Source organism: Aquabacter sp. DMC10 (assembly GCF_056314145.1).
The window spans coordinates 380133-402791 of the sequence record NZ_JBQUYX010000004.1 but is presented as its reverse complement, the minus strand read 5'-3'; the positions used below and the strand labels follow the sequence as shown (position 1 = coordinate 402791).

Annotated in this window: 18 protein-coding genes and 1 tRNA gene; 6 read left to right on the top strand and 13 right to left on the bottom strand. The window is 66.5% G+C overall.

What is annotated here, in order from left to right; all coding sequences use genetic code 11:
- The first annotated feature begins 33 nt into the window (after positions 1-33).
- Positions 34-110: transfer RNA gene (locus ACT54L_RS13425), tRNA-Arg, on the top strand.
- A 205-nt stretch (positions 111-315) separates the two neighbouring features.
- On the top strand, positions 316-1431 hold the full coding sequence (locus ACT54L_RS13420) for a hypothetical protein (RefSeq protein ID WP_476086087.1): 1116 nt from the start codon (positions 316-318) through the stop codon (positions 1429-1431).
- Here the strand turns inward: ACT54L_RS13420 and ACT54L_RS13415 are convergent.
- The 3 genes from ACT54L_RS13415 to ACT54L_RS13405 form a co-directional block, all read right to left on the bottom strand.
- A complete protein-coding gene (locus tag ACT54L_RS13415) occupies positions 1428-2417 on the bottom strand; it encodes a DNA-methyltransferase (RefSeq protein WP_476086086.1) in 990 nt (329 codons plus the stop codon). The two genes, ACT54L_RS13420 and ACT54L_RS13415, sit on opposite strands and share 4 nt — an antisense overlap.
- A gap of 975 nt (positions 2418-3392) precedes the next feature.
- Positions 3393-4157 (bottom strand): SDR family oxidoreductase, encoded by a 765-nt coding sequence (locus ACT54L_RS13410; RefSeq protein ID WP_476086085.1) that lies wholly within the window; start codon positions 4155-4157, stop codon positions 3393-3395.
- A gap of 35 nt (positions 4158-4192) precedes the next feature.
- Complete coding sequence (locus ACT54L_RS13405) at positions 4193-4987, bottom strand: SDR family NAD(P)-dependent oxidoreductase (RefSeq protein ID WP_476086084.1); 795 nt, start codon at positions 4985-4987, stop codon at positions 4193-4195.
- 120 nt (positions 4988-5107) lie between these two features.
- Between ACT54L_RS13405 and ACT54L_RS13400 the strand changes: the two genes are divergently transcribed.
- On the top strand, positions 5108-6055 hold the full coding sequence (locus tag ACT54L_RS13400) for a GlxA family transcriptional regulator (RefSeq protein WP_476086082.1): 948 nt from the start codon (positions 5108-5110) through the stop codon (positions 6053-6055).
- A 54-nt stretch (positions 6056-6109) separates the two neighbouring features.
- Here ACT54L_RS13400 and pbfA read toward each other — a convergent pair whose 3' ends face one another.
- From pbfA to ACT54L_RS13355, 9 genes are all read right to left on the bottom strand, one after another.
- Positions 6110-7447, bottom strand: a complete 1338-nt coding sequence (gene pbfA / locus ACT54L_RS13395; RefSeq protein ID WP_476086081.1) for a (R)-1-hydroxy-2-aminoethylphosphonate ammonia-lyase — start codon at positions 7445-7447, stop codon at positions 6110-6112.
- A gap of 35 nt (positions 7448-7482) precedes the next feature.
- Positions 7483-8292: a phosphonoacetaldehyde hydrolase gene (gene phnX / locus ACT54L_RS13390; RefSeq protein WP_476086080.1), complete on the bottom strand. Its 810-nt coding sequence runs from the start codon at positions 8290-8292 to the stop codon at positions 7483-7485.
- On the bottom strand, positions 8289-9428 hold the full coding sequence (locus tag ACT54L_RS13385) for a TIGR03364 family FAD-dependent oxidoreductase (protein ID WP_476086079.1): 1140 nt from the start codon (positions 9426-9428) through the stop codon (positions 8289-8291). The genes phnX and ACT54L_RS13385 overlap by 4 nt, the downstream gene beginning before the upstream one ends.
- Positions 9425-11446: a putative 2-aminoethylphosphonate ABC transporter permease subunit gene (locus ACT54L_RS13380; RefSeq protein WP_476086078.1), complete on the bottom strand. Its 2022-nt coding sequence runs from the start codon at positions 11444-11446 to the stop codon at positions 9425-9427. Before ACT54L_RS13380 ends, ACT54L_RS13385 begins: the two co-directional genes overlap by 4 nt.
- Complete coding sequence (locus ACT54L_RS13375; protein ID WP_476086077.1) at positions 11439-12599, bottom strand: putative 2-aminoethylphosphonate ABC transporter ATP-binding protein; 1161 nt, start codon at positions 12597-12599, stop codon at positions 11439-11441. The genes ACT54L_RS13380 and ACT54L_RS13375 overlap by 8 nt, the downstream gene beginning before the upstream one ends.
- Before the next feature lie 226 nt (positions 12600-12825).
- Positions 12826-13839: a putative 2-aminoethylphosphonate ABC transporter substrate-binding protein gene (locus ACT54L_RS13370; protein ID WP_476086076.1), complete on the bottom strand. Its 1014-nt coding sequence runs from the start codon at positions 13837-13839 to the stop codon at positions 12826-12828.
- A 364-nt stretch (positions 13840-14203) separates the two neighbouring features.
- Positions 14204-14542 carry an NIPSNAP family protein gene (locus ACT54L_RS13365; protein ID WP_476086075.1) on the bottom strand — a complete coding sequence of 113 codons (339 nt, stop codon included), beginning with the start codon at positions 14540-14542 and terminating at the stop codon, positions 14204-14206.
- Between the two features lie 70 nt (positions 14543-14612).
- The gene (locus tag ACT54L_RS13360; RefSeq protein WP_476086074.1) at positions 14613-15014 is read right to left on the bottom strand and encodes a cupin domain-containing protein; all 402 of its coding nucleotides are present in this window, start codon (positions 15012-15014) and stop codon (positions 14613-14615) included.
- Positions 15015-15114: 100 nt separating this feature from the next.
- Positions 15115-16344, bottom strand: a complete 1230-nt coding sequence (locus ACT54L_RS13355; protein ID WP_476086073.1) for an ABC transporter substrate-binding protein — start codon at positions 16342-16344, stop codon at positions 15115-15117.
- A gap of 339 nt (positions 16345-16683) precedes the next feature.
- On the opposite strand from ACT54L_RS13355, the gene ACT54L_RS13350 reads away from it, so the two are divergent.
- The gene (locus ACT54L_RS13350; protein ID WP_476086072.1) at positions 16684-17538 is read left to right on the top strand and encodes an IclR family transcriptional regulator; all 855 of its coding nucleotides are present in this window, start codon (positions 16684-16686) and stop codon (positions 17536-17538) included.
- Positions 17539-17904: 366 nt separating this feature from the next.
- A complete protein-coding gene (locus ACT54L_RS13345) occupies positions 17905-18681 on the top strand; it encodes an SDR family NAD(P)-dependent oxidoreductase (protein WP_476086071.1) in 777 nt (258 codons plus the stop codon).
- 45 nt (positions 18682-18726) lie between these two features.
- Here the strand turns inward: ACT54L_RS13345 and ACT54L_RS13340 are convergent, their stop codons facing one another.
- Positions 18727-19422, bottom strand: coding sequence for a helix-turn-helix domain-containing protein (locus tag ACT54L_RS13340; RefSeq protein ID WP_476086070.1), 696 nt, complete (start codon positions 19420-19422; stop codon positions 18727-18729).
- Between the two features lie 458 nt (positions 19423-19880).
- Here ACT54L_RS13340 and ACT54L_RS13335 point away from each other — a divergent pair, with 458 nt between their 5' ends.
- On the top strand, positions 19881-22649 hold the full coding sequence (locus tag ACT54L_RS13335; RefSeq protein WP_476086069.1) for a nitrate/nitrite transporter: 2769 nt from the start codon (positions 19881-19883) through the stop codon (positions 22647-22649).
- Positions 22650-22659 lie beyond the last annotated feature (10 nt).

Below are 22659 nucleotides of genomic sequence, written 5' to 3'. Positions count from 1 at the left end.
CAGCCCTTTCGGGTCCCACTGAAGAGGCGGCAGGCGCCCGTAGCTCAGCTGGATAGAGCACCAGACTACGAATCTGGGGGTCAGAGGTTCGAATCCTTTCGGGCGCGCCATTTTTTGTTAATGAAATCAGCTATTTACACGGAAGCCACCAGCGAGCGGGCGTTGATGCGGCCCGGAATAGGCCCGACGCGCTCGGCTGCCCTGAGCCGTGGGCATGGATCGAGGCCGCCAGCCCGTCCAGGGCATCGGGCGTGATGAAGTACCTGCCCGCGCACTGAGCACCTCTGATCTTATCTAGACCGGAGCGAGACCGTCATGCAGACTGATAGGATGATCAATCTCCAAGAAGCGATCGACTTCATCAGGCGGAACAAGCAGGAGGATGTCTCTCGTCGGAAAAAGAGCATCCAGGAAGCATACATCAACCGGTTCAACCCGCAGCCGTTCCGCAGTGTGTATGCGGGCGATGGCTATGCCCTGCGGTTCTCCGAGGCGAGGACCGGGGCGTTCTCGAACACTGTGCTCTCGCTGTCGGCCCTGAAGTTACACGACGCGCGCCCGTTCCTGGTCGTCGTCGTCCGGGAACGCACGGTGGACTTCCTTCTGGCGAATGCGACCTTCCTAAAGAAGATCAGCCACAGCTCCCGCGAGTTGCGGCCGGACAATATAAAGGGAAGCTTCAACGGCACCGACATCATGGTGGATTACGAGGGGATACTCAATCGCCCCGAGAACTTCGACGATCTATTCGCGCTCCACGACGCGTTCACCTGGGAAGAGAACGTGGGCCGGCTCGTCGAAGCGACGAACGCCATTGAGGGGCGGGACAGCCGATTTCTACCCAGCGATGCCCAGCGCGAGGTCTTGATGGCTGCTCCCGAGCGGGCTGCGGCGGCCATCGCATCCCAAGCCTTCCGGGATGTGGAGTGCGAGCTCGTAAAGACGGTGGCAGCGAGGAGTAAGGACATCATCGAGGCGGCCCGCATCGACAACGTCAACCTCAGGGGCAATGCCATCGAGCAGGTCCTCACAGGCGGCCCCAACCGGCACGACCTGGGAGACCTGGTGAAGGAGCTCGCAGGCGGCTCGCTGGTGATCGACATCAAGACGAAGCTGCTCGACCGGGCGTCGGCGCCGAAGGCATACAACGTGGACAAGATGCTGGACTTCTTGGCCCAGCCCGGCTCCGTCTTCGCCTTCCTTATGCTCGCTGTGGACACGCGGTCCGGCGAGCTGTCGGCGCGTCTCCTGCCCGTCCTTGAGACGTCGCTGCTGGAGGTCACGGTCGTGCAGCACCATTGGGCCGGCCGATCGTCCAGGGGCGTAACCCAACTGTCCGGCCGGTTTGCCCGCGGCAGCGCCCCCGGCTACCGGCCGAGCATAGACGTAGACCGCGCGAGGAGGTTCCTGGCCGACCTGCTGGCGCTCTAGATGAGCAGGGCCGGTCCCTCGTCGCCGGCCTCTTCGGAGCGCTTGGCTCGGCCGTTCACGATGTTCAGCGTGTTGCGCTCCCAGAAGACCCCCTCGGCGTAGCCCTGGATCGTCCGATCTTGGTCCGCCAGCTCCAGACGACGCTCTGCGAGCAGGGCGTACTCCTCCTCTATCTCGATGCCGATGTAGCGGCGGCCGAGCTTCTTGGCCACGACCGAACTGGTGCCGCTACCTAGGAAGGGGTCGAGTACCAAGTCGCCGGGGTTGGAGCTCGCCAATACCAGCTTCGAGAGCAGCTTCTCGCTCTTCTGAGTCGGGTGGTCCGTGTTCTCGGGCATCGACCAGAAGGGGATGGTGATGTCCGACCAAAGATTGGAGGGGTGGGTGTCGCGAAAGTTTCCATCCCTGGTCTCCGACCAGTCCTTGGGTGAGCCATCCTCGGCCCTGTAGGGAGCGATGACCTTCCGCCTGAGCTTCACGTCGTCCACGTTGAACGTGTACTGGTCGCCGACCGTGCAGAACCAGACGTCTTCGCTGGAATTCTTCCAGTTGGCCTTCGCTCCGCGGCCCTTCTCTCGCTCCCAGGTGATCCGGTTCCGCACCTTCAAGCGGGGCGCGACCGCGGCGAATATAGAGTTCGACGTGTGCCAGTCGCCGCAGACGTAGACCGTACCGCTTGGCTTGAGCAGCGGAAGCAGCGCGTCGAGCACGGCGCCGAGCCAGCCGGCGTAGTCGTCCACGGACCTTCGCGAGAAGGTCGTGTCGCCGAAGCGCTTGTTGAGGTTGTAGGGTGGGTCTAGGATGAGCAGATCGACCGAGCCCGCGCGCAACGCCCGCGATACCGCCACGCAGTCAGCGTGGATCGTGCAGTTCTCCGCCGTCGAGTCTACCCCCTCTTGGCCGACTAGCTTGGCCCGAAGGCGCACTCGATCCGCCTCGCTCAGCGTGAGTGTGCGGTTTCTGGGCGCGCGTTCTTTGCCTGACATGGATACCATCCGACCGAATCAAAAGTTCAACCTCATGTGCCCCTGAGAGGATAGCCGGACGGGGCGTGCCTCGTACCGCGCTCATTTGGCCGACCGCACCCTGGCGGTTCCCTCGACGCCCCGCATCCGCATCTGGTGCGAGTACCACCTGACGATCTTCTCGGAGGAGGCGGCGCCCGCGATCCCCAGGCGACGAGGACGAGGCAGACGGGGTGGCCGGCTATCGACAGCAGCGATAGCGGGAGCTGGACCGAGAGTGCGAGCGCGGCCGCAAAGCCCATCTGCCGGACGGCGGCGACCAGCTGGCGCAGGTGGACGAGCGCGGTCACGGCGAAGCCCTTCAGCCAGCGGCCGCGCTGCTTCACCCAAGCGCCGACCGAGACCGGCGCCTCTTCCCACGTACTGCTGTCGATAGAGGACCTTCCTCCCCATCTTGATGTGGCGCGGGCCGCCGCCGCGCGAGCGCCACTCGGCGAGTTGCACCGTGCTAATGCTGGTGAACTCGGCCGCGGCCTCAGTGTCGAAGTACTCCTTCGGCGGTGCCCTTAGGCCCGCCTCGATCCGGTCGAGGCGGGGAGCGCCTCCCTGATGAGCTGTTCCATGTCCCGGTTCCTTTCCGATCGGTGTCGATGCGGTAAAGGCTGCCGAGGCCGTGGGTCTCGACAGATGGCCTTCAGAGCCCGCATGGCGCCATTGGCGCAGTAGGCGGCCGCTCCGCTTCGTGACCTTCTCGTGGAGGGAGCGGGCCGTCTCCCGGTCGAGCCTGTCCAGCGGCAGGTCGAGTACGTACGGACTTGAGCGTCTTCTCGACCTTGTCACTGTGCCACTCCAGAGCGCGGGGCCAGGCCACGGCCAATCGCCACCAGGCCGAGGGGTGGCGGACGCGCATCCGCCGTGACCTGTGCGCCCCCCAACAGCGGTGGCACGCGCCGGACGGGCCTTTGGCTCCGTCGCGGCACGGATCGCCCGGCGCCCTCAGACGCCGACGGGTATCGGGTTGTCGACGATGCTCTGGTTGAAGGCGGTGACCAGCCCGTGCTCCTTTGCCCCCGGATTGTCCCGCAGGGGACGGACGGCCTCCACGATCACCTCGGGATCGTCCGTGGCCAGCGCGGCAAGGGTCTGCTCGATGAAGGCCGGCAGCGGCATGGCGCGGGGGTCCCCGCTCTTATAGATGAGATCGGTGTCCACCCAGGGCGGCGCGATTTCCTGCACCCGCACGCGGCTGTGCCGCAGCTGGAACCGCTGGGACAGCGCATAGGAATGCAGCGCCGCCTTGGTGGCGGAATAGACGGCATTGGTGGCGATGGGCACGAAGGCGAGGATGCTGCTGGTGTAAAGCACGGTCGCCTCCGGCTTGGTCTTGAGATGCTCGATCAGCGCGGATGTCATCCGGATGGGCCCCAGCAGGTTGGTGGCGATGAGCGCCTGCATCGCTTCATCGTCCACCGGACCGGACACATCGTCGAAGGGCATGATGCCGGCATTGTTGAACAGCACGTTCAGATCGGGATAGGTCGCGATGAGGGTGCGCGCGGCGGCCGCGATGCTGTCCGGCCGGCTCACGTCCAGCGGGATCGCCGCCATGCCGGGATTGGCCGCGGTCACCGCCGCCAGCAGGTCCGCGCGGCGGCCGGAAATGATGACCTGATTGCCCAGGCGGTGGAAGGCCTCCGCCAGGCCCCGACCAATGCCGCTGGTGCCGCCGGTGATGAAAATGGTGTTGCCAGTGAGTTTCATGGAATGCTCCTGTGGCCGCGCGGGCGGGGATGGGGTCAGGCCGCGACGGCGAACCGGGCCGCGGGATGGGTGGCGGACAGCTGGGGACCGAGCGCGCGACGGGCGGCCTCGTAGGCGGTCCACAAATCCACGTCCTGCAGCGCCGGAATGGTGCTGGTCTCGCCGAGGTCGAGCCCCGCCAGGGCCGCGTCCACCATGAGGTCGGCGGGCATCACGATCTCGCTGGGCAGATGTTCCACCGGCAGGCCCCCAATGGCCCAAAAGTCGGTGGCGGTGGCCCCGGGAAGCACGGACTGGGCCCGGATGCCCTTGTCGGCCAGCTCATGGTTCAGCGACGTGGTGAAGGCCTGAACGAAGGCCTTGGTGCCCGCATAGACGCCGTTCAGCAGCTCCGGCGCCACCGCCACGATGGAGGAAATGTTGATGATCGTGCCTTTGCCGCGCGCCACGAGGCCGGGCACGGCCGCATAGGTCAGCCGCATCAGCGCGGTGACGTTGAGACGCACCATGGCATCCATGCGCTCCACATCGCTGTCGAGAAGCGCGGTGTGGGTGCCGATGCCGGCATTGTTCACCAGTGCCGTGATGCTGGCATCTTCGCGCAGCACCTGTTCCACGCGGGCAAGGTCCGCCCCCTCGCCCAGATCGGCGGCCAGCACCTCCACCGCCCGGCCGGTGGCGGTGGACAGCTGGGCCGCGCGTGCGTGGAGCTTGTCCTTGTTGCGCGCCACCAGGATGAGATCATAGCCGCGCCGGGCAAGCCGGTCGGCATAGAGGGCACCGATGCCGGTGGAGGCGCCGGTGATGAGGGCTGTTCCAAGAGAGGTCATGGTCGGGGTCCTTGCAATCCGGGGAGAGCGCTTGCTCTCGACCCGATCGTTATGGACCCGATGGAAAATGTCTTAAATGACGTATAACATCCGTTTTACGGACACCGCTCGGAGGATGCCTTGCCGCACATTTCCATGGTCCTCACCCCCGGCTTCCAGTTCCTGGCCCTGGGCGTCCAGGCGGCGTTTGAACTGGCCAATGCGGCGAAGGGCGAGACCTTCTACACCTTGTCCATCGCCTCGCTCGAAGGCGGGCTGGTGCACTCCTCGAGCGGCTTCTGCGTACCGACGCAGAAGCTGTCGGAGGTGGGGCCCGTGGACACGCTGCTGCTTCTGGCCGGCCTCGTCCCTCCGCCCCAGCAGGATGCGGCGACGCTGGAGGGCCTGCGGGCCAGCGCGAGGACGGCGCGCCGCGTTGGCGGGCTGTGCACCGGCGCATTCCTCCTGGGGCAGATGGGATTGCTGGACGGGAAGCGCGCCACGACCCACTGGTCCTATGCCCGCCAGATGCGGGAGGCCTTTCCCAACGTGCGGGTGGAAGACGACCGCATCTTCATCAATGAAGGGCAGGTGTGGACATCGGCGGGGCTGACGGCAGGCCTCGACCTGGCCGTGGCGCTGGTGGAGAAGGACCTGGGCCGCGAACTGGCCAGTGCGGTGGCCCGGCGCCTCGTCATGCACCACCGGCGGGCGGGCGGGCAGTCCCAGCACTCGGAACTGCTGGAGCTGGCGCCCAGCAGCGATCGCATCCAGAAGGCGCTGATCCACGCCCGCAGCCATCTCGCAAACCCGCTGACGGTGGAGGAACTGGCGGAGGTCGCCGCCCTCTCGCCGCGCCAGTTCAGCCGCGCCTTCCGATCGGAAACCGGCCAGACGCCGGCCAAGGCGGTGGAGCAGATCCGGCTGGAGGCTGCGCGGCTGATGATCGAGGGCACGCGACACAGCATGGAGCATGTGGCGCGCGAAAGCGGCTTTGCCGACCTGCGGCGCATGCGCGAGGCCTTCATGCGCCAATATGGCCAGCCCCCGCAGACCCTGCGCCGCCTCGCGCGCGCCGGTGCCGCCTAGAGCATTTCCGCCCGAAGCGACGCCCACGTGCGGGATCGGTGGAGCTGGCGCCTGTCAGGCCTCCACCGCCGCGAAGGCCGCGTCCAGGATGTCCAGCGACCGGGCGAAGTCGGCATCGGTGATGGTGAGGGGCGGACAGAGGGTGAGCACCTTGCCGCCGCCCACCTTGAAGCTGAGGCCCCGCTCCAGCGCGGCATAGAGGATGCGGTCCGCCCGCGCGCTCGCGGGCAGGCCGCCATGATCGCGCAGCTCCACGCCGAAGAATGCGCCGATATGGCGGACCTCCGCCACTTCCGGCCGCGCCGCCGCAAGGGCGTCGAGGCGCGCCCGCCCCGTCTCGCCCAGATGCCGGGCCCGGGCGCACAGATCCTCGTCCTCGATCACCTGAATGGCGGCAAGGCCGGCGGCGCTGCCCAGCGGGCTCTTCTCATGGGTGTAGTGGCCAAGCGCCACCTGGCCGGCAATGTCCAGGTCGCGCCGCACCAGAAGCGCCGCCTGGGGCACGATGCCCCCGCCGAGGCCCTTGCCCAGCGCCACCATGTCGGGAACGCAGCCCATCTGCTCGAACACGTAGAAGGTGCCGCAGCGGGCGAGCGCGGAGGGGATTTCGTCGAACACCAGCAAGGTGCCGTGGCGGGCGCAGCTTGCCTTCACCTTGGCCCAGAAACCGGCCGGCGGCGGCTCCACCATGGTCCAGCGCACCGGCTCGGCGATGAGGGCCGCGACGTCGCCCTGCACCTCCAGCACATAATCGATGTAATCGGCCAGCCGATCGATGGCGCCGTCATCATCGCCGAAGAAGCGGCGGGCCATTCCGGGCGGCGGCACATGCTCCGCGCCGGGCAGGAGCGGGCCCACATCCTTGCGGAACAGCGCCTCGCCGCCCACCGAAATGGCATCGAGATTGGCGCCGTGGAAGGCGTCCCACATGGACAGGGTCTTGTGCCGGCCGGTGGCATAGCGCGCCAGCTTCAGCGCCATGCCGATGGCGGCCGAGCCGGACGGCGCGAGCAGCACCTTGCCCAGCGGTTCCGGGGCTAGGTCCGCCAGCTTCTGCGCGAAGCTCACCGCCTCCTGGCAGGTGAAGCGCCGGGGGCAGAAGGGCAGGCTGTCCAGCTGCGCCTTGATGGCCGCCACCACGGCGGGATGGCCGTGGCCCAGTTGGTGCACGCTGTTGCCGTGGAAGTCGAAGATGCGGCGGCCGGACTGGGTCACCAGCACGGAGCCTTCCGCTTGAACGACCACGTCGAGGCAGGGCGAGGAAAGGGACTGATGGAGGAAGACATCCGCATCCGCCGCCAGGAGGTCCCGCGTGGGTGCGTCGAGCCCGGCGCTCCAGGCGGCGCGCAGGGGAGAAGTGTTGACGTCGCCTTCGCTGGCCCCGCCCTGCATGATCCCGCCTCCCGACACCATTGCCTCGCCCGCGCTCACGGCCGCTCGCCCCGCGCCATGGCGCCTTCGATCTCGTCCAGCACGTCCGGCAGGTCGGCGACGCTGTCGATGACGAAATGGGCGCCGGCGCGGGTCAGCTTGCCGTAGGCCTCGGCGCGGCGCGCCTCCAGTTCGTCGTGGGACAGGGCATCGGTCTCGTCGGCATCCAGGCCGAACACATTGCCGGTGAGCGCGACGCCGACGCTCCAGCAGCCGGCATTCAGGCCCTCGGCGACGCCCACTTCGGTGTCATCCACCTTCACCACGGCGGCGGCGGGCCACACGCCGAGGTCGAGGAAGGTCTTGTACATCATGAGCGGGGTGGGCCGGCCCGCCGGCAGGTCGCCGGCGCACACCAGATTGTCCGGCGCATAGCCCTGCGCGGCCGCGCGCGGCAGAAGCGGCGCCATGATCTCGCGGGTATAGCCGGTGGTGGAGCCGATCTTCAGCCCCGCCGCGCGCAACTGGGCGGCGGTTTCGGCGGCGCCGGGGATGAGGTCGGAAAAATCGGTCACCACTTCCACATTGAGCGGCACGAAGACATCGTAGATGGCATCAATGTCCGCCTCGCCGGGGGCGCGGCCATGCACCTTTTCCCACTGGGCCGCGATGCGCGGCAGGCGGATGAGGGTGGAGATGTGGTCGCGCTTGGCCATGCCCATGGGGCCTCGGGCCTCGTCGATGGAAATGTCCACGCCGAACTGCGCAAAGGCGCGCTGGAACACGCCCATGGGCGCCTTCGAGCCGTGATCCACCATGGTGCCGGCCCAGTCGAACACGACGGCCTTGAGATGGGTAAAGGTCATGCGGCGTCTCCAAACAGCTCGGCCAGGGTTTCCTCGGCGATGGCAAAGGCGGTGGAGGCCCCGGTGCCGCTGGTGACGATCACCAGCCGCACATCCGGTTGAGGGGCCACGCGCACCATCAGCTTGTCGGGCAAGGAGGCATAGGTGCCCATCCAGCGCTCCGCCACCCGCGCGCCGGACAGGCGCAGCACCGCGTGGAGCTCGTCCAGCATGATGTTGTCCAAACTGTCGGAGGAGAAGGGCGAGGGGCTGAAGCCATAATGATGGCTGTCGCCCACGATGAGCCCGCCATCGGCCCCCTGCACGGCGATGAGATGGACCCCGTTGGCGAGCGCCTGCGGCTGCTCCTGCTCCAGCCGGGCCCGCAGCGCCGCCGCCTCGGGCAGTTCCGCATAGCCCAGATAGCGCACCAGGGAGAGATCGGACATGACGGCCGCCGGCAGGCGGAAACCGGGGTCGGCGGGCATGACCTTGAGCATCTGAAGCCAGCAGCGCTGGATGCCCAAGGCGGCGATCTCCTCCGGGAAGAGGGTCACCAGGTCATCATTGGTGCACACCACCACGCGGGCGCCGTGGATCTCGCCCTGGCTGGTGCGGACACGCCCCTCGTCCACCGCCGACACATGGCAGCGGCGGCGGAAGGTGACGCCCTTCGCCTCCTCCAGCCAGCGGGCAAGCTTCGGGATGGCGAAGCGGCTTTCCACCCGCCGCTCATGGGGGCTGTAGAGGGCGCCTTCCAGCAGCGTGTCATTGAGGACCGCGCCATAATGGCGGCGCGTCTGCTCGGCAGTGAAGAGTTCGCAGTCAGCGCCCATGTCGGTGGCGCGGAAGGCCTCCAGCACCGCCAGGGCCTCCGGCCGCTGCGCCACCACGATGAGGCCCTCATGCTCCACCACAATCCCGGCCTCCGGCGCCACCTCCAGCCAGATTTCCTGGGAGCGCCATGCGCGGCGCCAGCAATCGCCGGCCTGCTGGCCGGTGACGGTGACGAAGCCGAAATTGCGGACGGAGGCGCCGATGGCCTCGCTCTCCCGGTCCACCACGCAGACCGAAAGGCCGCGGCGGGTGGCGATGAGCGCATGGGCGAGGCCGACAATGCCGGCCCCCACCACCACGAGGTCATATTTGGAGGTCATCGGACGCGCCATTCCTGGGTGCGGGCAAGACCCCGGGAGAGCACCGCATGGACGCCCCGGGCCGCAAGGTTGGTGTAGAAGATGAGCATGCACATGGCCGCCGCCGACTGGATCTGCCCGGCATCATCCATGTTCAGCGCCGCCACCGCCGCGAGGGTGGTGGAAGGCGCATAAAGGAACACCACGGCCGACACGGTGGTCATGGCATTGACGAAATAATAGGCCGCCACATCGAGGCCAGTGGGCATGCAGACCGGCATGGTGATGCGGGTGAACATACGCGTCACCGGCTGCTTCAAGGAGGCCGCCACCGCCTCGAACTCCCGGTCCATGGCCTTCAGCGCGGTCAGGGCCGTGAGGTGCGAGACCGTGTAGAAATGGGTCACCGTGCAGATCACCAGGATCGCCATGGTGCCGTAGAGCGGGTTCAGCGGGTTGGACTTGTCGTTGAAGAAGAAGATGTAGGCAAGGCCAAGCACGAGGCCGGGGATGGCCATGGGCAGCATAGCGAGGAAATGGAGCCCGGTCCGCGCCGCCAGGAAACCCCGCCCCTTCTCCACCAGATAGGCGCCCACGAACACCACCACCGTGCCGATGACCGCAGTGTAGAAGGCCAGGCGCAGGGAATTGAAGTAGGAGCCCCAGCCGCCGCCGTCCACGCCCTCGAAGGCGAAATGAGTCAGGCTCATGGACAGGTCATAGGGCCAGAAGCGCACCAGGGCGGCATATTGCGAGACGCCCAGGATCAGCAGCAGCAGCCCCGCCACCACGCAGCAGAAGGCAAAGGCGGCCCAGTCGAGTGCGCCATTGCGCTGCGGCGCATAGGGCACGGCGCGGGCGGTGAGCAAGGCCACCTGGCGGGCGGTGACCAGCCGGTCAACGAAGAAGGCCACCACCGCCGGAATGAGCAGGATCACCGACACCACCGCGCCCATGGCGAAATTCTGCTGGCCCACCACCTGCTTGTAGATGTCCACCGCGAGCACGTTGAAGTCGCCGCCCACCACCTTGGGGACACCGAACTCGGTGATGGTGAGGGTGAACACCACGAAGGCCGCCGAGATGAGGCCATAGCGGGCGCCGGGCAGCGTCACGGTGAAGAAGGCCCGCCGGGGCGGTGTGCGCAGCACCCGCGCCGCCTCATAGAGCCGGGCATCGGAGACCGCGAGGGCGGTCGCGATGATGAGGAAGGCGTGGGGGAAGGTGTAGAACACGCAACCCGCGATGATGCCGCCGGCGCCGTAGATCTTGGCGCCGAACAGCATTTCCTTCAGCAGGCCCTGATTGCCGAACAGATAGACCAGCGACAGGCCCGCCAGCAGCGAAGGCACCAGGATGGGCACCATGGCGATGGTGCGGAACAGGCCCTTGGCGGGCATGCAGGTGCGCGTGAGGGCATAGGCGAAGCCGAAGGCCAGCAGCACCGTGATGAAGGTGGTGGCCAGCGACACCGCGAAGCTGTTGACGATGGACTGGGTCAGCGCGGGATTGCTGAAATAGGCGATGTAATTGTCGAGGCTGCGCACGGTGCCGGCGCGCAGCACCAGGCGCCGCAGGTCCTGGGCCGAGACCTCCGCCCATTCCCCAGGCGCCACCGGCTTGCCGGACAGATCGAGCGTGCCGTCGGCGGTGCCGGTGAGGCGCATGCGCAGCCCCTTCAGCGGCACGCCATCGAAGGCGCGCTTGGGAAACAGCTGCGCCGCCGTAAGCGAGGTGGAGCGGCGGGCCTGGTCAATGGGCGGAGCAAGAGCCAGCTTCTGGGCCAGCGCCTCCAGGGTGCCGGCGGCCACGAAGCCCGCGCCGGTGTCCACCTGCACGTCCACCGTCTCATAGGGAAAGGCGCGGACCTCGGTGGACTTCCACAACATGAACAGAATGGGCAGCGCTAGGCTGACCACCAAATAAAGGCCGATCATCAAGGTGAAGACCAGCATCAGCCGGTCATCGCGCCCCACCTTGGGGCGGATGGCCGGCGCGGGCGGCAGGGCCGTCATGCGGGCGGCGGCGGCATCAGACATGATGTGCTCCCGCGCCCTTGGCCTTGTCCTCATATATGCGCAGCCGTTCGGACGGCAGGCTTATCTCGACCGGCTTGCCGGGAACGATCTGGAGCGCACGCACCAGTTCCTGGGACGACTGCGCCACCAGCAGGGCGGGACGGAAGTCCCGATGGGAGAGGCTCAGGCGCACATGGGAGCCGAGGAATTCCACATGCTCCACCACCATCTCCACCCGGTTGCCGGACTGCCAGTCGGAGTGAGGGTCGGCGCCGATGATGCGCACATCCTCCGGGCGGATGGCGGCGGTGACGCGCACCCCGTCTGCCGGCAGGCCGCGGCCGGCCCGCAGCCGGACCTCGCCCACATGCACCTCTCCGCCATTGGCGATCTCGCCCGGAAAGAAGTTCATGGCGCCGATGAAATCGGCGACAAAGCGGGTGGCGGGGCTGTTATAGATTTCCGCAGGCGTGCCCACCTGCTCCACCACGCCCACATTCATCACCACCACGCGGTCCGCCATGGAGAGCGCCTCATCCTGGTCGTGGGTGACCATGACGGTGGTGACGCCGAGGCGGGCCTGGAGCTGCTTCAGCTCATTGCGCAGATGAAGGCGCACCTTGGCATCGAGCGCGCTCAAGGGCTCGTCCAGCAAGATCAGGCCGGGGCTCGGCGCCAGGGCGCGGGCCAGGGCCACGCGCTGCTGCTGGCCGCCGGAAATCTGCGAGGGATATTTGTGGCCGTGCTCCCTCAGCCCGACCAGGTCGAGCAATTCCTCCACCCGCGCCGTGATGGCGGCGCGCGGCATGCGCCGGTTTTCCAGGCCGAAGGCGATGTTCTGGCGCAGCGTGAGGTTGGGGAAGAGGGCATAGGACTGGAACACGATGCCGAAGTCGCGCTCCTCCGGGGGCAAGGCGGAAATGTCCTGCCCGGCCTGATGGATGGTGCCCGAGGATTGGATGTCGAGGCCGGCAATAGCGCGCAGCAAGGTGGTCTTGCCGCATCCGGACGGGCCGAGAAAGCACACGAACTCGCCTTCTCCGACCTCCAGCGAGACGCCCTTCAGCGCCACGAAGTCCTTGAACCGCTTGGTGACATTCTCCACCACCAGATAGGGCGAGCGCGCGGGCGGCTCAAGGGCAGCCAGCGCCAGCTCGACGGCATGCTCAGTCATATGGAAGCCCCTCGCTCTGCAACGCCGGCCCCCCTGCGGCCCGGGCTGCCCTGATCCCCCCGTCGAAGGCTGCCGCATGGGCCATGCCTCCGGCGGTTCCCTTGCGATGGCCCGCTTGCGATGGCCGGGTTTCCATGGCCGGGTTGCCACGGCCAAGCTTCCATGGCCCGCTGCCGACGTGCCGGACGCGGCGCGCCGGACAAAAGGGCTGGCTCAGCCCTTCGTCTCAGCCCTTGGGCTCGGACTTGCTGCCGAAGCGCTTCTGCCACTCTTCGAGGATGGCGGCGCGATGGGAGGCGGCCCATTCAAAGTCGTTCTTGATGAGCTTGGCCTTGATGTCCGCCGGCACGTTCTTGATGGCCTCTTCCAGGGCGGGATTGCCCAGGATGGCGTAGTTCTTGGCGTAGATCTTCATGGCATCGTCGGAGACGGCCCAGTCGATCAGCTTCTTGGCATCGGCCTCATTGGGCGTGCCCTTGACGATGGCCGAGGCCTCCACGTCCCAGCCGACGCCTTCGGTCGGCACCACGGCCACCACCGGCGCGCCCTGGTTGATGACGCGGGCGGCGCGGAACTCGAAGGAGATGCCGATGGGATATTCGCCGGACGCGGCCAGCGTGCAGGGCTTGGAGCCGGAATGGGTGTAGGTGGCGATGTTGTGGTGCAGGGCGTCCATATAGGCCCAGCCCTTCTGGTCGCCCCACATCTGCAGCCAGCTGGACACATCCAGGAAGCCGGTGCCGGAGGACGCCGGATTGGGCATCACGATGAGGCCCTTGTATTCCGGCTTGATGAGGTCCGCCCAGGAGGTGGGAATGGGCAGGTCCCGCTTCTTCATCTCCACCGTATTGACGCACAGCGCCGCCGCCCAGGCATTGGTGCCCACCCAGGTGGGCGGGGTGTCCTTGGAGACGAAGCGCGGGTCGATCTTGTCGAGGCCCTTGGGCGCATAGCCCTCCAGCATGCCTTCCGCGTCCAGCAGTTGCAGCGAGGTAGCGGCGGTGCCGAGCACCACGTCCGCCTGCGGATTGTCCTTCTCCGCGAGCAGCTTGGCGGTGATGATGCCGGTCGAGTCGCGGACCCAGCGAATGCTGACGCCGGGGTTCTTTTCCTCGAAGCTCTTCTTGTAGACCGGCAGGAGATCGGCCTCCAGCGCAGTATAGACCGTCAACTCTCCCGCCTGCGCCACACCAGACAGCAGCGCGAGGCCTGCCACCAAGAGACCCGTCATGCGCGTCATTGGCTTCTCCCGGACCTGAACCATCACGTCCGCGCGAAAGTTGTGCGCGGCGCTGATGTCACGCCCAAGTTAACGCCCCGCCCGGTGACGGCTGTGTGACCGCCGGACGCCTGAGGAGAGCGACCAGCCCGCCACGCCGAGGGCCCGGCGCCATGGTGGCGCGCAAGGTCAAATTCAGGCTGCCCCGCCCCGGGGGTCGGCGGCGATTGAACCTTGACGGACCTGGAGCCGGATCCCCTCCCATTGAATCGCTTCGGAGATACAATGGGAGGGGTGAATCCGTCTCTATCCAATACGTGAGAGAGCGAGTGACGGACGAGATGGAACCGCAGGCGGTGCCATCCGGCCGGATCGCGCTCCGAGGTCAGGCAGGGTCGGAGCGCGCACCGGGACAGGGGGAGAAGGCGGTGGGCACCAGGATGCGGTTCTCCATGGTCATAATCATCGGGCGGATCTGGGCGAGGCAGGCCTGCCAGCCCGGCTGTTGGGTCAACCGCTCGCGGCGGATGCGGCGCTCCTCCAGCGTGTCATAGGCCCAGAAATGAACCAGTTGATTCTGCGTGCCGAACTCCGTTGTGAAATAGCCGAGGAAGCCGCCCAGGATCTCCTTCTGAAGCGGCAGGCCCTCCGTGCTGTAGATCCGCAGATAATCCGCCATCACCGCGTGGGTGTGCAGCACATAGATCCGCTCTTCCACGATCATACCCGGTCCTCCCCTGGTGCGCGCGCGCAAGGCCGGGGCGCGGACAGGTGCCCGCCCCGGCCGGTCAGGCCTATTTCAATTCCTGCCCCGCCAGATCGCCGTCCAGGAACTTGTTGGGACGCAGGAACATGGACAGGACGAGGGCGCCATGGGGGGAGCGGGCCACATGCTGGTTGCCCGCCGGACGCCAGACATAATTGCCCGCCAGCGCCTCGCCCTCGCCATCCACGATGCTGCCCTCCAGCACGTAGGTCTGCTCGATCTCCACATGCTCGTGGCGCGGCAGCACGGTGCCCGGCTCCCAGCGGAACAGCGCGGTCATCAGGCCGGTCTCCTCGTCGATGAGGAGGATCTTCATGTCGATGCCCTTGGTGGGCGTGGGCTTCCAGGGGAGGCTCGCCACGTCCACATAACGGGAATCGGTGGGGGCAAGCTTGTCCTCACCGGCAAGGCCGGGGGTGATGGCGACCATGATCTGCTCCTGAGAGGGTGCGGGGTCGGGAGGTGCGAGGCCTTCGGCCGGGGCCCGCTGCCCCCGGCCGTGCCTGTGTTCGGTCTTGGGGCCGCCGCGATCAGTTCGGCTTCACGAGGGAGCAGGCCGGATCGAGCGGCTTGAACGCCTGGTCGGCGGGGGTCTCGCCGATCTTCATATAGAGGTCCCACGGCCCCTTGGATTCCGCCGGCGTCTTCACGCGGAACAGATACATGGGGTGCAGCTTGCGGCCGTCGATGCGCACGGAGCCCTTGCCGAAGGCGGGGTCGTCCGTGGGCAATTCCTTCATCTTGGCGACGATGGCGCGCCCGTCCGCGTCGCTGTTCAGGGCAGCCACCGCTTTCAGATAATGCAGCACACCCGAATAGACGCCCGCCTGGAAGGAGGTGGGCATAGCCCCGCCATGGCGCGCGGCGAACTTGTTGGCGAAGGCCCGGGTCTCGTCATTGAGGTCCCAGTAGAAGGGCTCACTGAGATAAAGCCCCTGCCCGCTGTTCAGCCCCAGCGACTTGATGTCGGTGAGATAAACAGCCAGCGCCGCCAGCTTCTGGTTGCCCTTGGTGATGCCGAATTCCGCCGCCTGCTTCATGGAATTGGTGAAGTCGGCGCCCGAATTGGCAAAGCCGATCACCTGCGCGCCCGAACCCTGGGCCTGGAGCAGGAAGGAGGAGAGGTCAGACGTGCTTAAGGGATGGCGCACGGACCCCATCACCGAGCCGCCGGCCGCCTTCACGATCTGCCCGGCCTCCCGCTCCATGTCGTGGCCGAAGGCATAATCCACCGTGACAAAATACCAGCTCTTGCCGCCGGATTTGAGCACCTCGGTGGCCGTGCTCTTGGCCAGCGCATAATTGTCCAGCGTCCAGTGCACATGGTTGGGGGTGCAGGAATCCCCCGTCAGGCGATTGCTGTTGGAGGTGGCGATGACGGCCACCTTGTTCTTGTCCTTCACCAGTTGGACGATGGCGAGCGAAATGGAGGAATTGGGGATGTCGGCGATCATGTCCACGCCGTCCACGTCCAGCCATTTCCGGGCGATGTTGAGCCCCACGTCGGGCTTGTTCTGGTGATCGCCGACGATCACCTCGATGGGCGTGTTGCCGATCTTGCCGCCGAACTCCTCGACCGCCATCTTGGCCGCGACCACCGAGCCGGGCCCCGCCATGTCCGCATAGATGCCGGACTGGTCATTGAGCACGCCGATGCGCAGCACGCCGTCGGTGAACTGAGCGTGAGCCGCGGACGCGGCGAACAGCGAAAGGGTGCCCACCGCCATGGACATCCATGTGCGGGCCGATACGCGCTTCATCTTCAAGTCCTCCCCCAACCATGGACCGCCTGAGGACGTCCCATGCTCACCCGTCTGCGCGGGTCGTTTCGCTCATTGGATGGCGAATAATTCAAAAGTCTCAATATGAGAGATTTTTGTCAACCTTCATTCCACCTCTTTTGCGCGGGTTTTTTCCGCCATCCCGCGCCGTTAGGTCGGCGCGGGATCGGCGCCAGGACCCGCGGGCGCCGCCCCGTCTGCGGCAGGCAGCCGCCGATTTGAAACTCTTGGCAAATTTCAATTCTGGCCAGGGCCGCTATAATGGCGGGCAAGGGTGCGTCCCGTGCGCGCCGGCCCCGCCAGCCGAGGAACGGTGCCATGAGCAGTCTCGACAAGATGCTGAAGGTCCTCGATCTTTTCGGCGAGGACCGGATGAGCATCCAGCTGGAGGACGTGCAGGCTAACGGCGCCTCCCGCGCGACGGCCTATCGCTACATCCAGGCCCTGTGCGATGCCGGGCTTCTCGCCCCCACCACTGGCGGCTCCTATGTGCTGGGGCCGCGCATCATCGAGATGGACCGCCTGGTGCGGCGGGCCGATCCGCTGCTCACCGGCGCGGGTGGCCCCATGCGGGACGTGAGCGCGCGGCTCGGCATCAATGTCATGCTGTGCAGCTATTATGGCGACAAGGTCATGTGCGCCGACATCGTCTGGCCGGAGCGCTCGGTGCCAGAGCATTATGAGCGCGGACGGCCCATGCCCATGTTCCGGGGGGCCATGGCCAAGACCATCCTGGCGCATCTGACCCCCTATCAATTGCGCAACATCATGCTCTGGCACGGGGACCAGGTGCGTGAGGCGGGCCTGGGCGAAAATTGGGAACAGTTCCGCGCCCACATGTCCCGGCTGCGGCGCGACGGCTTCTGCATCACCCAAAGCGAGGTCATCCCCAATCTGGTAGGCATTGGCGCGCCCGTCTTCGATGCGGAGCGGCGCATCCTGGGCAGCGTTGTGTTCGCCGTGCCCCAGGCCCGTTTCGAGACCGCCGACAAGGATGCTTTGGTGAGCGAGATCAAGCAATTGGCTGCTCGCATCACCAGCGGCATCGCTGGCGAGAGCGGCACGCGCCCGGCCCAGAGAGCTGCCCGCCCCCGGAAAATCCGCACCCCGCCGGCAGAGGAAAGCCCGGCGGTGGACGAGACCAGGTCTGGAAGCGGGACCCGGTCCGCCTGAAGGACAGGGGCCGAACCAAAGAGTGAGGTCGCGTCCGCCCTTCCTGAAGCCGTGAAGCGATCGGGAAGCACGGCCCACGCCGAGGGAAAGCGCCTTCCCTGGGCCCGCCGGCCTCGGACGCGGGCGGGCAGGCCTCCGCGCAGACGGTGGGGGATGAGGAGGTTTTCTTCAAAAATCTCCTATTGTGCGATATTTGTTTTATCCTAATTTGCACCCACGGCCTTCGGGATCGAGGCGCGACCGCCGTTCCGCCGCCGACGGCCACGGACACCGCCACCCCTCGCACGGGCGCGGCGCCCAACCGGGCCGGGGTTCGAGACGCAAGAGCCTGGGGCAACAGGCTGAGGCTGAGGGAGAGGACACGTCATGAGGGAACTGCAGGGGCGCGTCGCGCTGGTCACCGGGGCGGCGCGCGGCCAGGGCGCGGCGGAAGCGCGGCTGTTCGGCCGGCAGGGTGCGGCCGTGATGGTCTGCGATGTGCTGGCCGCCGAGGGGGAAGCCTTTGTGCAGGAGCTGGCCGCCGAGGGGATCGAGGCCCGCTTCCGTTCCCTGGACGTGACCGACGAAGCCGATTGGGACGCAACCGTGGAGGCGATCCGGGCCTGGAAGGGGCGCCTGGACATCCTGGTCAACAATGCCGGCATCATCAATCGCAGCACCGTCGCCGACACCGCCCTTGCGGCCTGGGAGCGCCTGCTGAAGGTGAACCTCACTGGCGCCTTCCTCGGCATCCGCGCGGTGGCGCCGCTGATGGAAGCCTCCGGCGGCGGCAGCATCGTCAATATCTCCTCCAACAGCGCCTTTTCCGGCCATTACGACCCGGCCTACACCGCCAGCAAATGGGGCCTGCGCGGCCTCACGCGCAGTGCCGCCATGGAATATGCGGGGCGCGGCATCCGCGTGAACGCGGTCTGCCCGGGCCTGGTGGTGACCGCGCTGAACGCCACCAGCCCGCATCTCCAGCCCATGATCGGCATGACGCCCATGGGCCGCAGCGGCACGCCGGAAGAGATTGCGGAACTGGTTCTGTTCCTGTCCTCGCCCCGCTCCGCCTTCATCACCGGCGAGGATTTCGTTATCGACGGCGGCTTCACCGCCGGAGCGGCCTATCGGCGCGTGGCGGTGGAGACCGGCATCTATTGAGGCCGGAGGGGGCGGCGTGCGTCCGGCCGTCCCCCGGCCCTGCTTTCACTCCGGCCCGTCGATGAGCGGATTGGGCCGTGCGAAGGCCTGAAGAGCCTGCGCATCGGCAATGCGGACGGCGGGGCCGGCGCTGGTGACGCCATGGTCCTTCAGGGCCGAAAAGGCGCGGGAGAGATTCTCCGGCGTCATGCCGAGCAGCGAGGCGAGCTTGCGCTTCTCCACGTCCAGTTCGAGCCCCGCGCCATCGCCGGCCCGCTCCTGCTCCTGGATCAGCCAATTGGCCAGGCGCTCGGCCCCCGAGCGCAATTTCTGGTTCTTCACTTCCTTGATGGTGCAGCGGTAGCCGCGCGCCAGCTCCGCCACCACCGCACGGGCAAAGCCCTCGTCCGTGCCCATGGCGGCGCGCACATGGGTGGCGGGGATCATCAGCAAGCGGGACTTCAGCACCGTGCGGGCCGATTGCAGATAGACCTGATCGGTCAGCACCGCCGCCAGGATGAACGTACCCACGGGACGCACCAGGGACAGCGTCGTCTCGCGCCCGCCATCGGTGGCGTACATTTCCACCAGGCCATCCACCACCACGTGCAGGAAATCGGCGGTATCGCTCTCGCTGATGAGCGTGACGCCGGGCGGAAAGCGTTGCAGGAGCACGCCCCGCAGGATCCGGGCAAAGGTCTCCTTGCGGGCCTCCCAGAACAGGGGAAGCTGCCGGACGGCATCCACATCCTCGGTCTTCATTTAACCTCCCGGCACCCGCGCGACGATTAGAAGCCGATCTCCCGCACTAGAATCAAGCCGGGCCGCAAAGTTCCCCGGGACAGCACCCGCCCCGCCGCCTCCTGTCACGGCGCGCGCGGGGGCGAGGAGCGGGCAACGCGCGGCACCCCTTGATTGACGAATATCAATCAATATAGAAATAAAGATCAATTACACAAAGACCAAAAATTAATCAGAATCTATACCGAATATAATCATCATCTGAATCTGAAAACTATTCATTTAAGCTGATACAAATCAAAGTTACGCCCGCCAACATCAGCCATTTTGCTGTCGCACGCCGCAAGCGTGCAGTTCGGGCGCGATCTGACCCTGGTGACGTCTCCCGGCGCACCGAGGTCGCCCATCGGCCTCCAACATCTTGAACGGGTTCGGTTTTCCACAAACAGGAAAGCCGGCTCCGAGCGCGAGATCGAGCCATGCAGACATCTTCGGATGTGAACCCCGCCGACCAGCGGACCTCCCTCACCTTAAGTACACTCGCCTTCACCGTGTGTTTTGCGGTGTGGACGATCTTCTCCATCATCGGCATCCGCATCCGCCAGGATCTGGGGCTCACCGATACACAGTTCGGCCTTCTCATCGGGACGCCCATCCTCACGGGCTCCCTGATCCGGGTGGCGCTGGGCATCTGGACCGATCTTTATGGCGGGCGCGTCGTCTTCTCGCTCACCATGCTGGCGGCGGCGGTGGCCACCTTCCTGCTCACTTTCGCCGGAACCTATCCGCAATTCCTCCTGGCGGCGCTGGGGGTGGGCATTGCCGGCGGCTCGTTTGCCGTGGGCGTCGCCTATGTCTCGCGCTGGTATCCGGCCGAAAAGCAAGGCACGGCGCTCGGCATATTCGGCGCCGGAAACGTGGGCGCGGCAGTCACCAAGTTCCTGGCGCCTTTCGTGCTGGTGGCGTTCGGCTGGCAGATGGTGGCGCAAGTCTGGGCGGCCGCCTTGGTGGTGATGGCCGTCCTCTTCTTCGTCTTCACCAAGGACGATCCGGTGCTGGTGGAGCGGCGGCGCCTTCACGTCCGCCCCAAGAATGCCTGGCTGGAGCTGGAGCCGCTGAAGAACGTCCAGGTGTGGCGCTTTTCGCTCTATTACTTCTTCGTCTTCGGCGCCTTCGTCGCTTTGGCTTTGTGGCTGCCGCAATATCTGGTGAAGGTCTACGGCCTCGACATCAAGACCGCCGGCATGATCGCCGCCTTCTTCTCGGTGCCGGCCAGCATCTTCCGCGCCTATGGCGGGCATCTGTCCGACGTCTATGGCGCCCGGCGGGTCATGTACTGGACCTTCCTGGTGGCGGTGGCCGCCACCTTCGTCCTGTCCTATCCGCCCACCGATTATGTGGTGCGCGGCATCAACGGCCCCATCGCCTTTCACATGGAAATGGGGGTCGTCGGCTTCACCGTGGCGGTGTTCGTCCTCGGCTTCTTCATGGCGCTGGGCAAGGCCGCCGTCTACAAGCACATCCCCGTCTATTACCCGCAGAATGTGGGCGCCGTGGGCGGTCTCGTGGGCATGATCGGCGGCCTCGGCGGCTTCGTCCTGCCGCTGCTGTTCGGGGTGCTGAACGACCTGACCGGGCTTTGGACGAGCTGCTTCATGCTGCTCTTCGTCATCGCCGTGGTCGCGCTCACCTGGATGCACCTGTCCATCCGCCAGATGGAAAAGGAAGCCTCCGGCGACATCCTCAAGGCGCTGCCCGAACTGCCGGAGATGCAGGGCCTCGCGCCCGTGCCGCCCGCCCCTCTCCCCGCCAAGGCCAAGGCGCGCGGCGCCGTGCTCACCGACTGGCGGCCGGAGGACCCGGACTTCTGGCAGAAGACCGGGCGGGCCATCGCGCGGCGCAATCTGTGGCTCTCCATACCCGCCCTGCTTTTGTCCTTCGCCATCTGGCAGGTCTGGTCGGTGGTGGTGGCCAAGCTCCCGCTGGTGGGCTTCCGCTTTACCACCGAAGAGCTGTTCTGGCTCGCCGCCTTGCCGGGGCTCACCGGCGCGACGCTGCGCATCTTCTATTCCTTCATGGTGCCCATCTTCGGCGGCCGGCTCTGGACGACGCTCACCACCTGGTCGCTCATCATCCCCGCGCTCGGCATCGGCTATGCCGTGCAAAATCCCGACACGCCCTATGTGGTGCTGCTGATCCTGGCGCTCCTGTGCGGGTTTGGCGGCGGCAACTTCGCCTCCTCCATGGCCAACATTTCCTTCTTCTTTCCCAAGAAGGAAAAGGGCAACGCGCTCGCGCTCAATGCCGGCCTCGGCAATCTTGGGGTCAGCGTGGTGCAGTTCGTGGTGCCGCTCGTCATCACCATGGGGCTGTTCGGCGGCCTTGGCGGCGATCCGGCGCTGGTGAAGACGGCGGCGGGCCCGGCGCCGGTCTGGCTGCAGAATGCCGGCTTCTTCTTCGTGCCCTTCATCGCCCTGTCGGCGTTTGCCGCCTGGTTCGGCATGAACGACATCGCCTCCGCCAAGGCCTCCTTCCGCGAGCAGTCGGTGATCTTCCAGCGCAAGCACAATTGGATCATGTGCTGGCTCTACACGGGCACGTTCGGCTCCTTCATCGGCTATTCCGCCGGCTTCCCGCTGCTCACCAACATCCTGTTCCCGGATGTGAACGCCCTCCAATACGCCTTCCTCGGCCCGCTGGTGGGGGCGCTCGCCCGCTCCGGCACCGGCTGGCTGGCAGATCGGTATGGCGGGGGACGGGTGACCATCTATGTCTTCCTGCTCTCCATGGTGGGGGTGAGCGGCGTGCTGTGGTCCATCGGCATGCGGGCCGAGCCCTGGGCCTTCTCCGCCTTCTTCGCCGCCTTCCTGGTGCTGTTCTTCGCCACCGGGGTGGGCAATGCCTCCACCTTCCAGATGATCCCGGCCATCATGGCCAAGGAGATGGACCGCCTGCTGCCCCACGCCGACGCCGAGACGCGGCGCCGGCAGGCGGAAAAGGAGGCTGCGGCCATCACCGGCTTCACCTCCGCCATCGCCGCCTTCGGGGCCTTCTTCATCCCCAAGGGCTACGGCACCTCCATCGCGCTGACCGGCTCGCCGGAGGCCGCGCTCTGGGCCTTCCTGATCTTCTATGTGAGCTGCCTCCTCCTCACCTTCGCCGTCTACACCCGCAAGGGCGGCCTCCTGCATGACATCGAGCGCGGGATCACCCCGCGCGCCATCCCCCGTCCGGCCACGGCCGCGTAACGGAAGGCAT

Excerpts from the sequence above, each read along its gene's own strand:
- ACT54L_RS13375 (WP_476086077.1), bottom strand. The coding sequence starts at position 12,599 with ATGACTGAGCATGCCGTCGAGCTGGCGCTGGCTGCCCTTGAGCCGCCC.
- ACT54L_RS13335 (WP_476086069.1), top strand. The coding sequence starts at position 19,881 with ATGCAGACATCTTCGGATGTGAACCCCGCCGACCAGCGGACCTCCCTC.
- ACT54L_RS13370 (WP_476086076.1), bottom strand. The coding sequence starts at position 13,839 with ATGACGCGCATGACGGGTCTCTTGGTGGCAGGCCTCGCGCTGCTGTCT.
- ACT54L_RS13415 (WP_476086086.1), bottom strand. The coding sequence starts at position 2,417 with ATGTCAGGCAAAGAACGCGCGCCCAGAAACCGCACACTCACGCTGAGC.
- ACT54L_RS13405 (WP_476086084.1), bottom strand. The coding sequence starts at position 4,987 with ATGACCTCTCTTGGAACAGCCCTCATCACCGGCGCCTCCACCGGCATC.
- ACT54L_RS13360 (WP_476086074.1), bottom strand. The coding sequence starts at position 15,014 with ATGGTCGCCATCACCCCCGGCCTTGCCGGTGAGGACAAGCTTGCCCCC.
- ACT54L_RS13385 (WP_476086079.1), bottom strand. The coding sequence starts at position 9,428 with ATGACCTCCAAATATGACCTCGTGGTGGTGGGGGCCGGCATTGTCGGC.
- phnX (WP_476086080.1), bottom strand. The coding sequence starts at position 8,292 with ATGACCTTTACCCATCTCAAGGCCGTCGTGTTCGACTGGGCCGGCACC.
- ACT54L_RS13365 (WP_476086075.1), bottom strand. The coding sequence starts at position 14,542 with ATGATCGTGGAAGAGCGGATCTATGTGCTGCACACCCACGCGGTGATG.
- ACT54L_RS13350 (WP_476086072.1), top strand. The coding sequence starts at position 16,684 with ATGAGCAGTCTCGACAAGATGCTGAAGGTCCTCGATCTTTTCGGCGAG.
- pbfA (WP_476086081.1), bottom strand. The coding sequence starts at position 7,447 with ATGCAGGGCGGGGCCAGCGAAGGCGACGTCAACACTTCTCCCCTGCGC.
- ACT54L_RS13410 (WP_476086085.1), bottom strand. The coding sequence starts at position 4,157 with ATGAAACTCACTGGCAACACCATTTTCATCACCGGCGGCACCAGCGGC.
- ACT54L_RS13420 (WP_476086087.1), top strand. The coding sequence starts at position 316 with ATGCAGACTGATAGGATGATCAATCTCCAAGAAGCGATCGACTTCATC.
- ACT54L_RS13355 (WP_476086073.1), bottom strand. The coding sequence starts at position 16,344 with ATGAAGCGCGTATCGGCCCGCACATGGATGTCCATGGCGGTGGGCACC.
- ACT54L_RS13345 (WP_476086071.1), top strand. The coding sequence starts at position 17,905 with ATGAGGGAACTGCAGGGGCGCGTCGCGCTGGTCACCGGGGCGGCGCGC.
- ACT54L_RS13380 (WP_476086078.1), bottom strand. The coding sequence starts at position 11,446 with ATGTCTGATGCCGCCGCCGCCCGCATGACGGCCCTGCCGCCCGCGCCG.
- ACT54L_RS13340 (WP_476086070.1), bottom strand. The coding sequence starts at position 19,422 with ATGAAGACCGAGGATGTGGATGCCGTCCGGCAGCTTCCCCTGTTCTGG.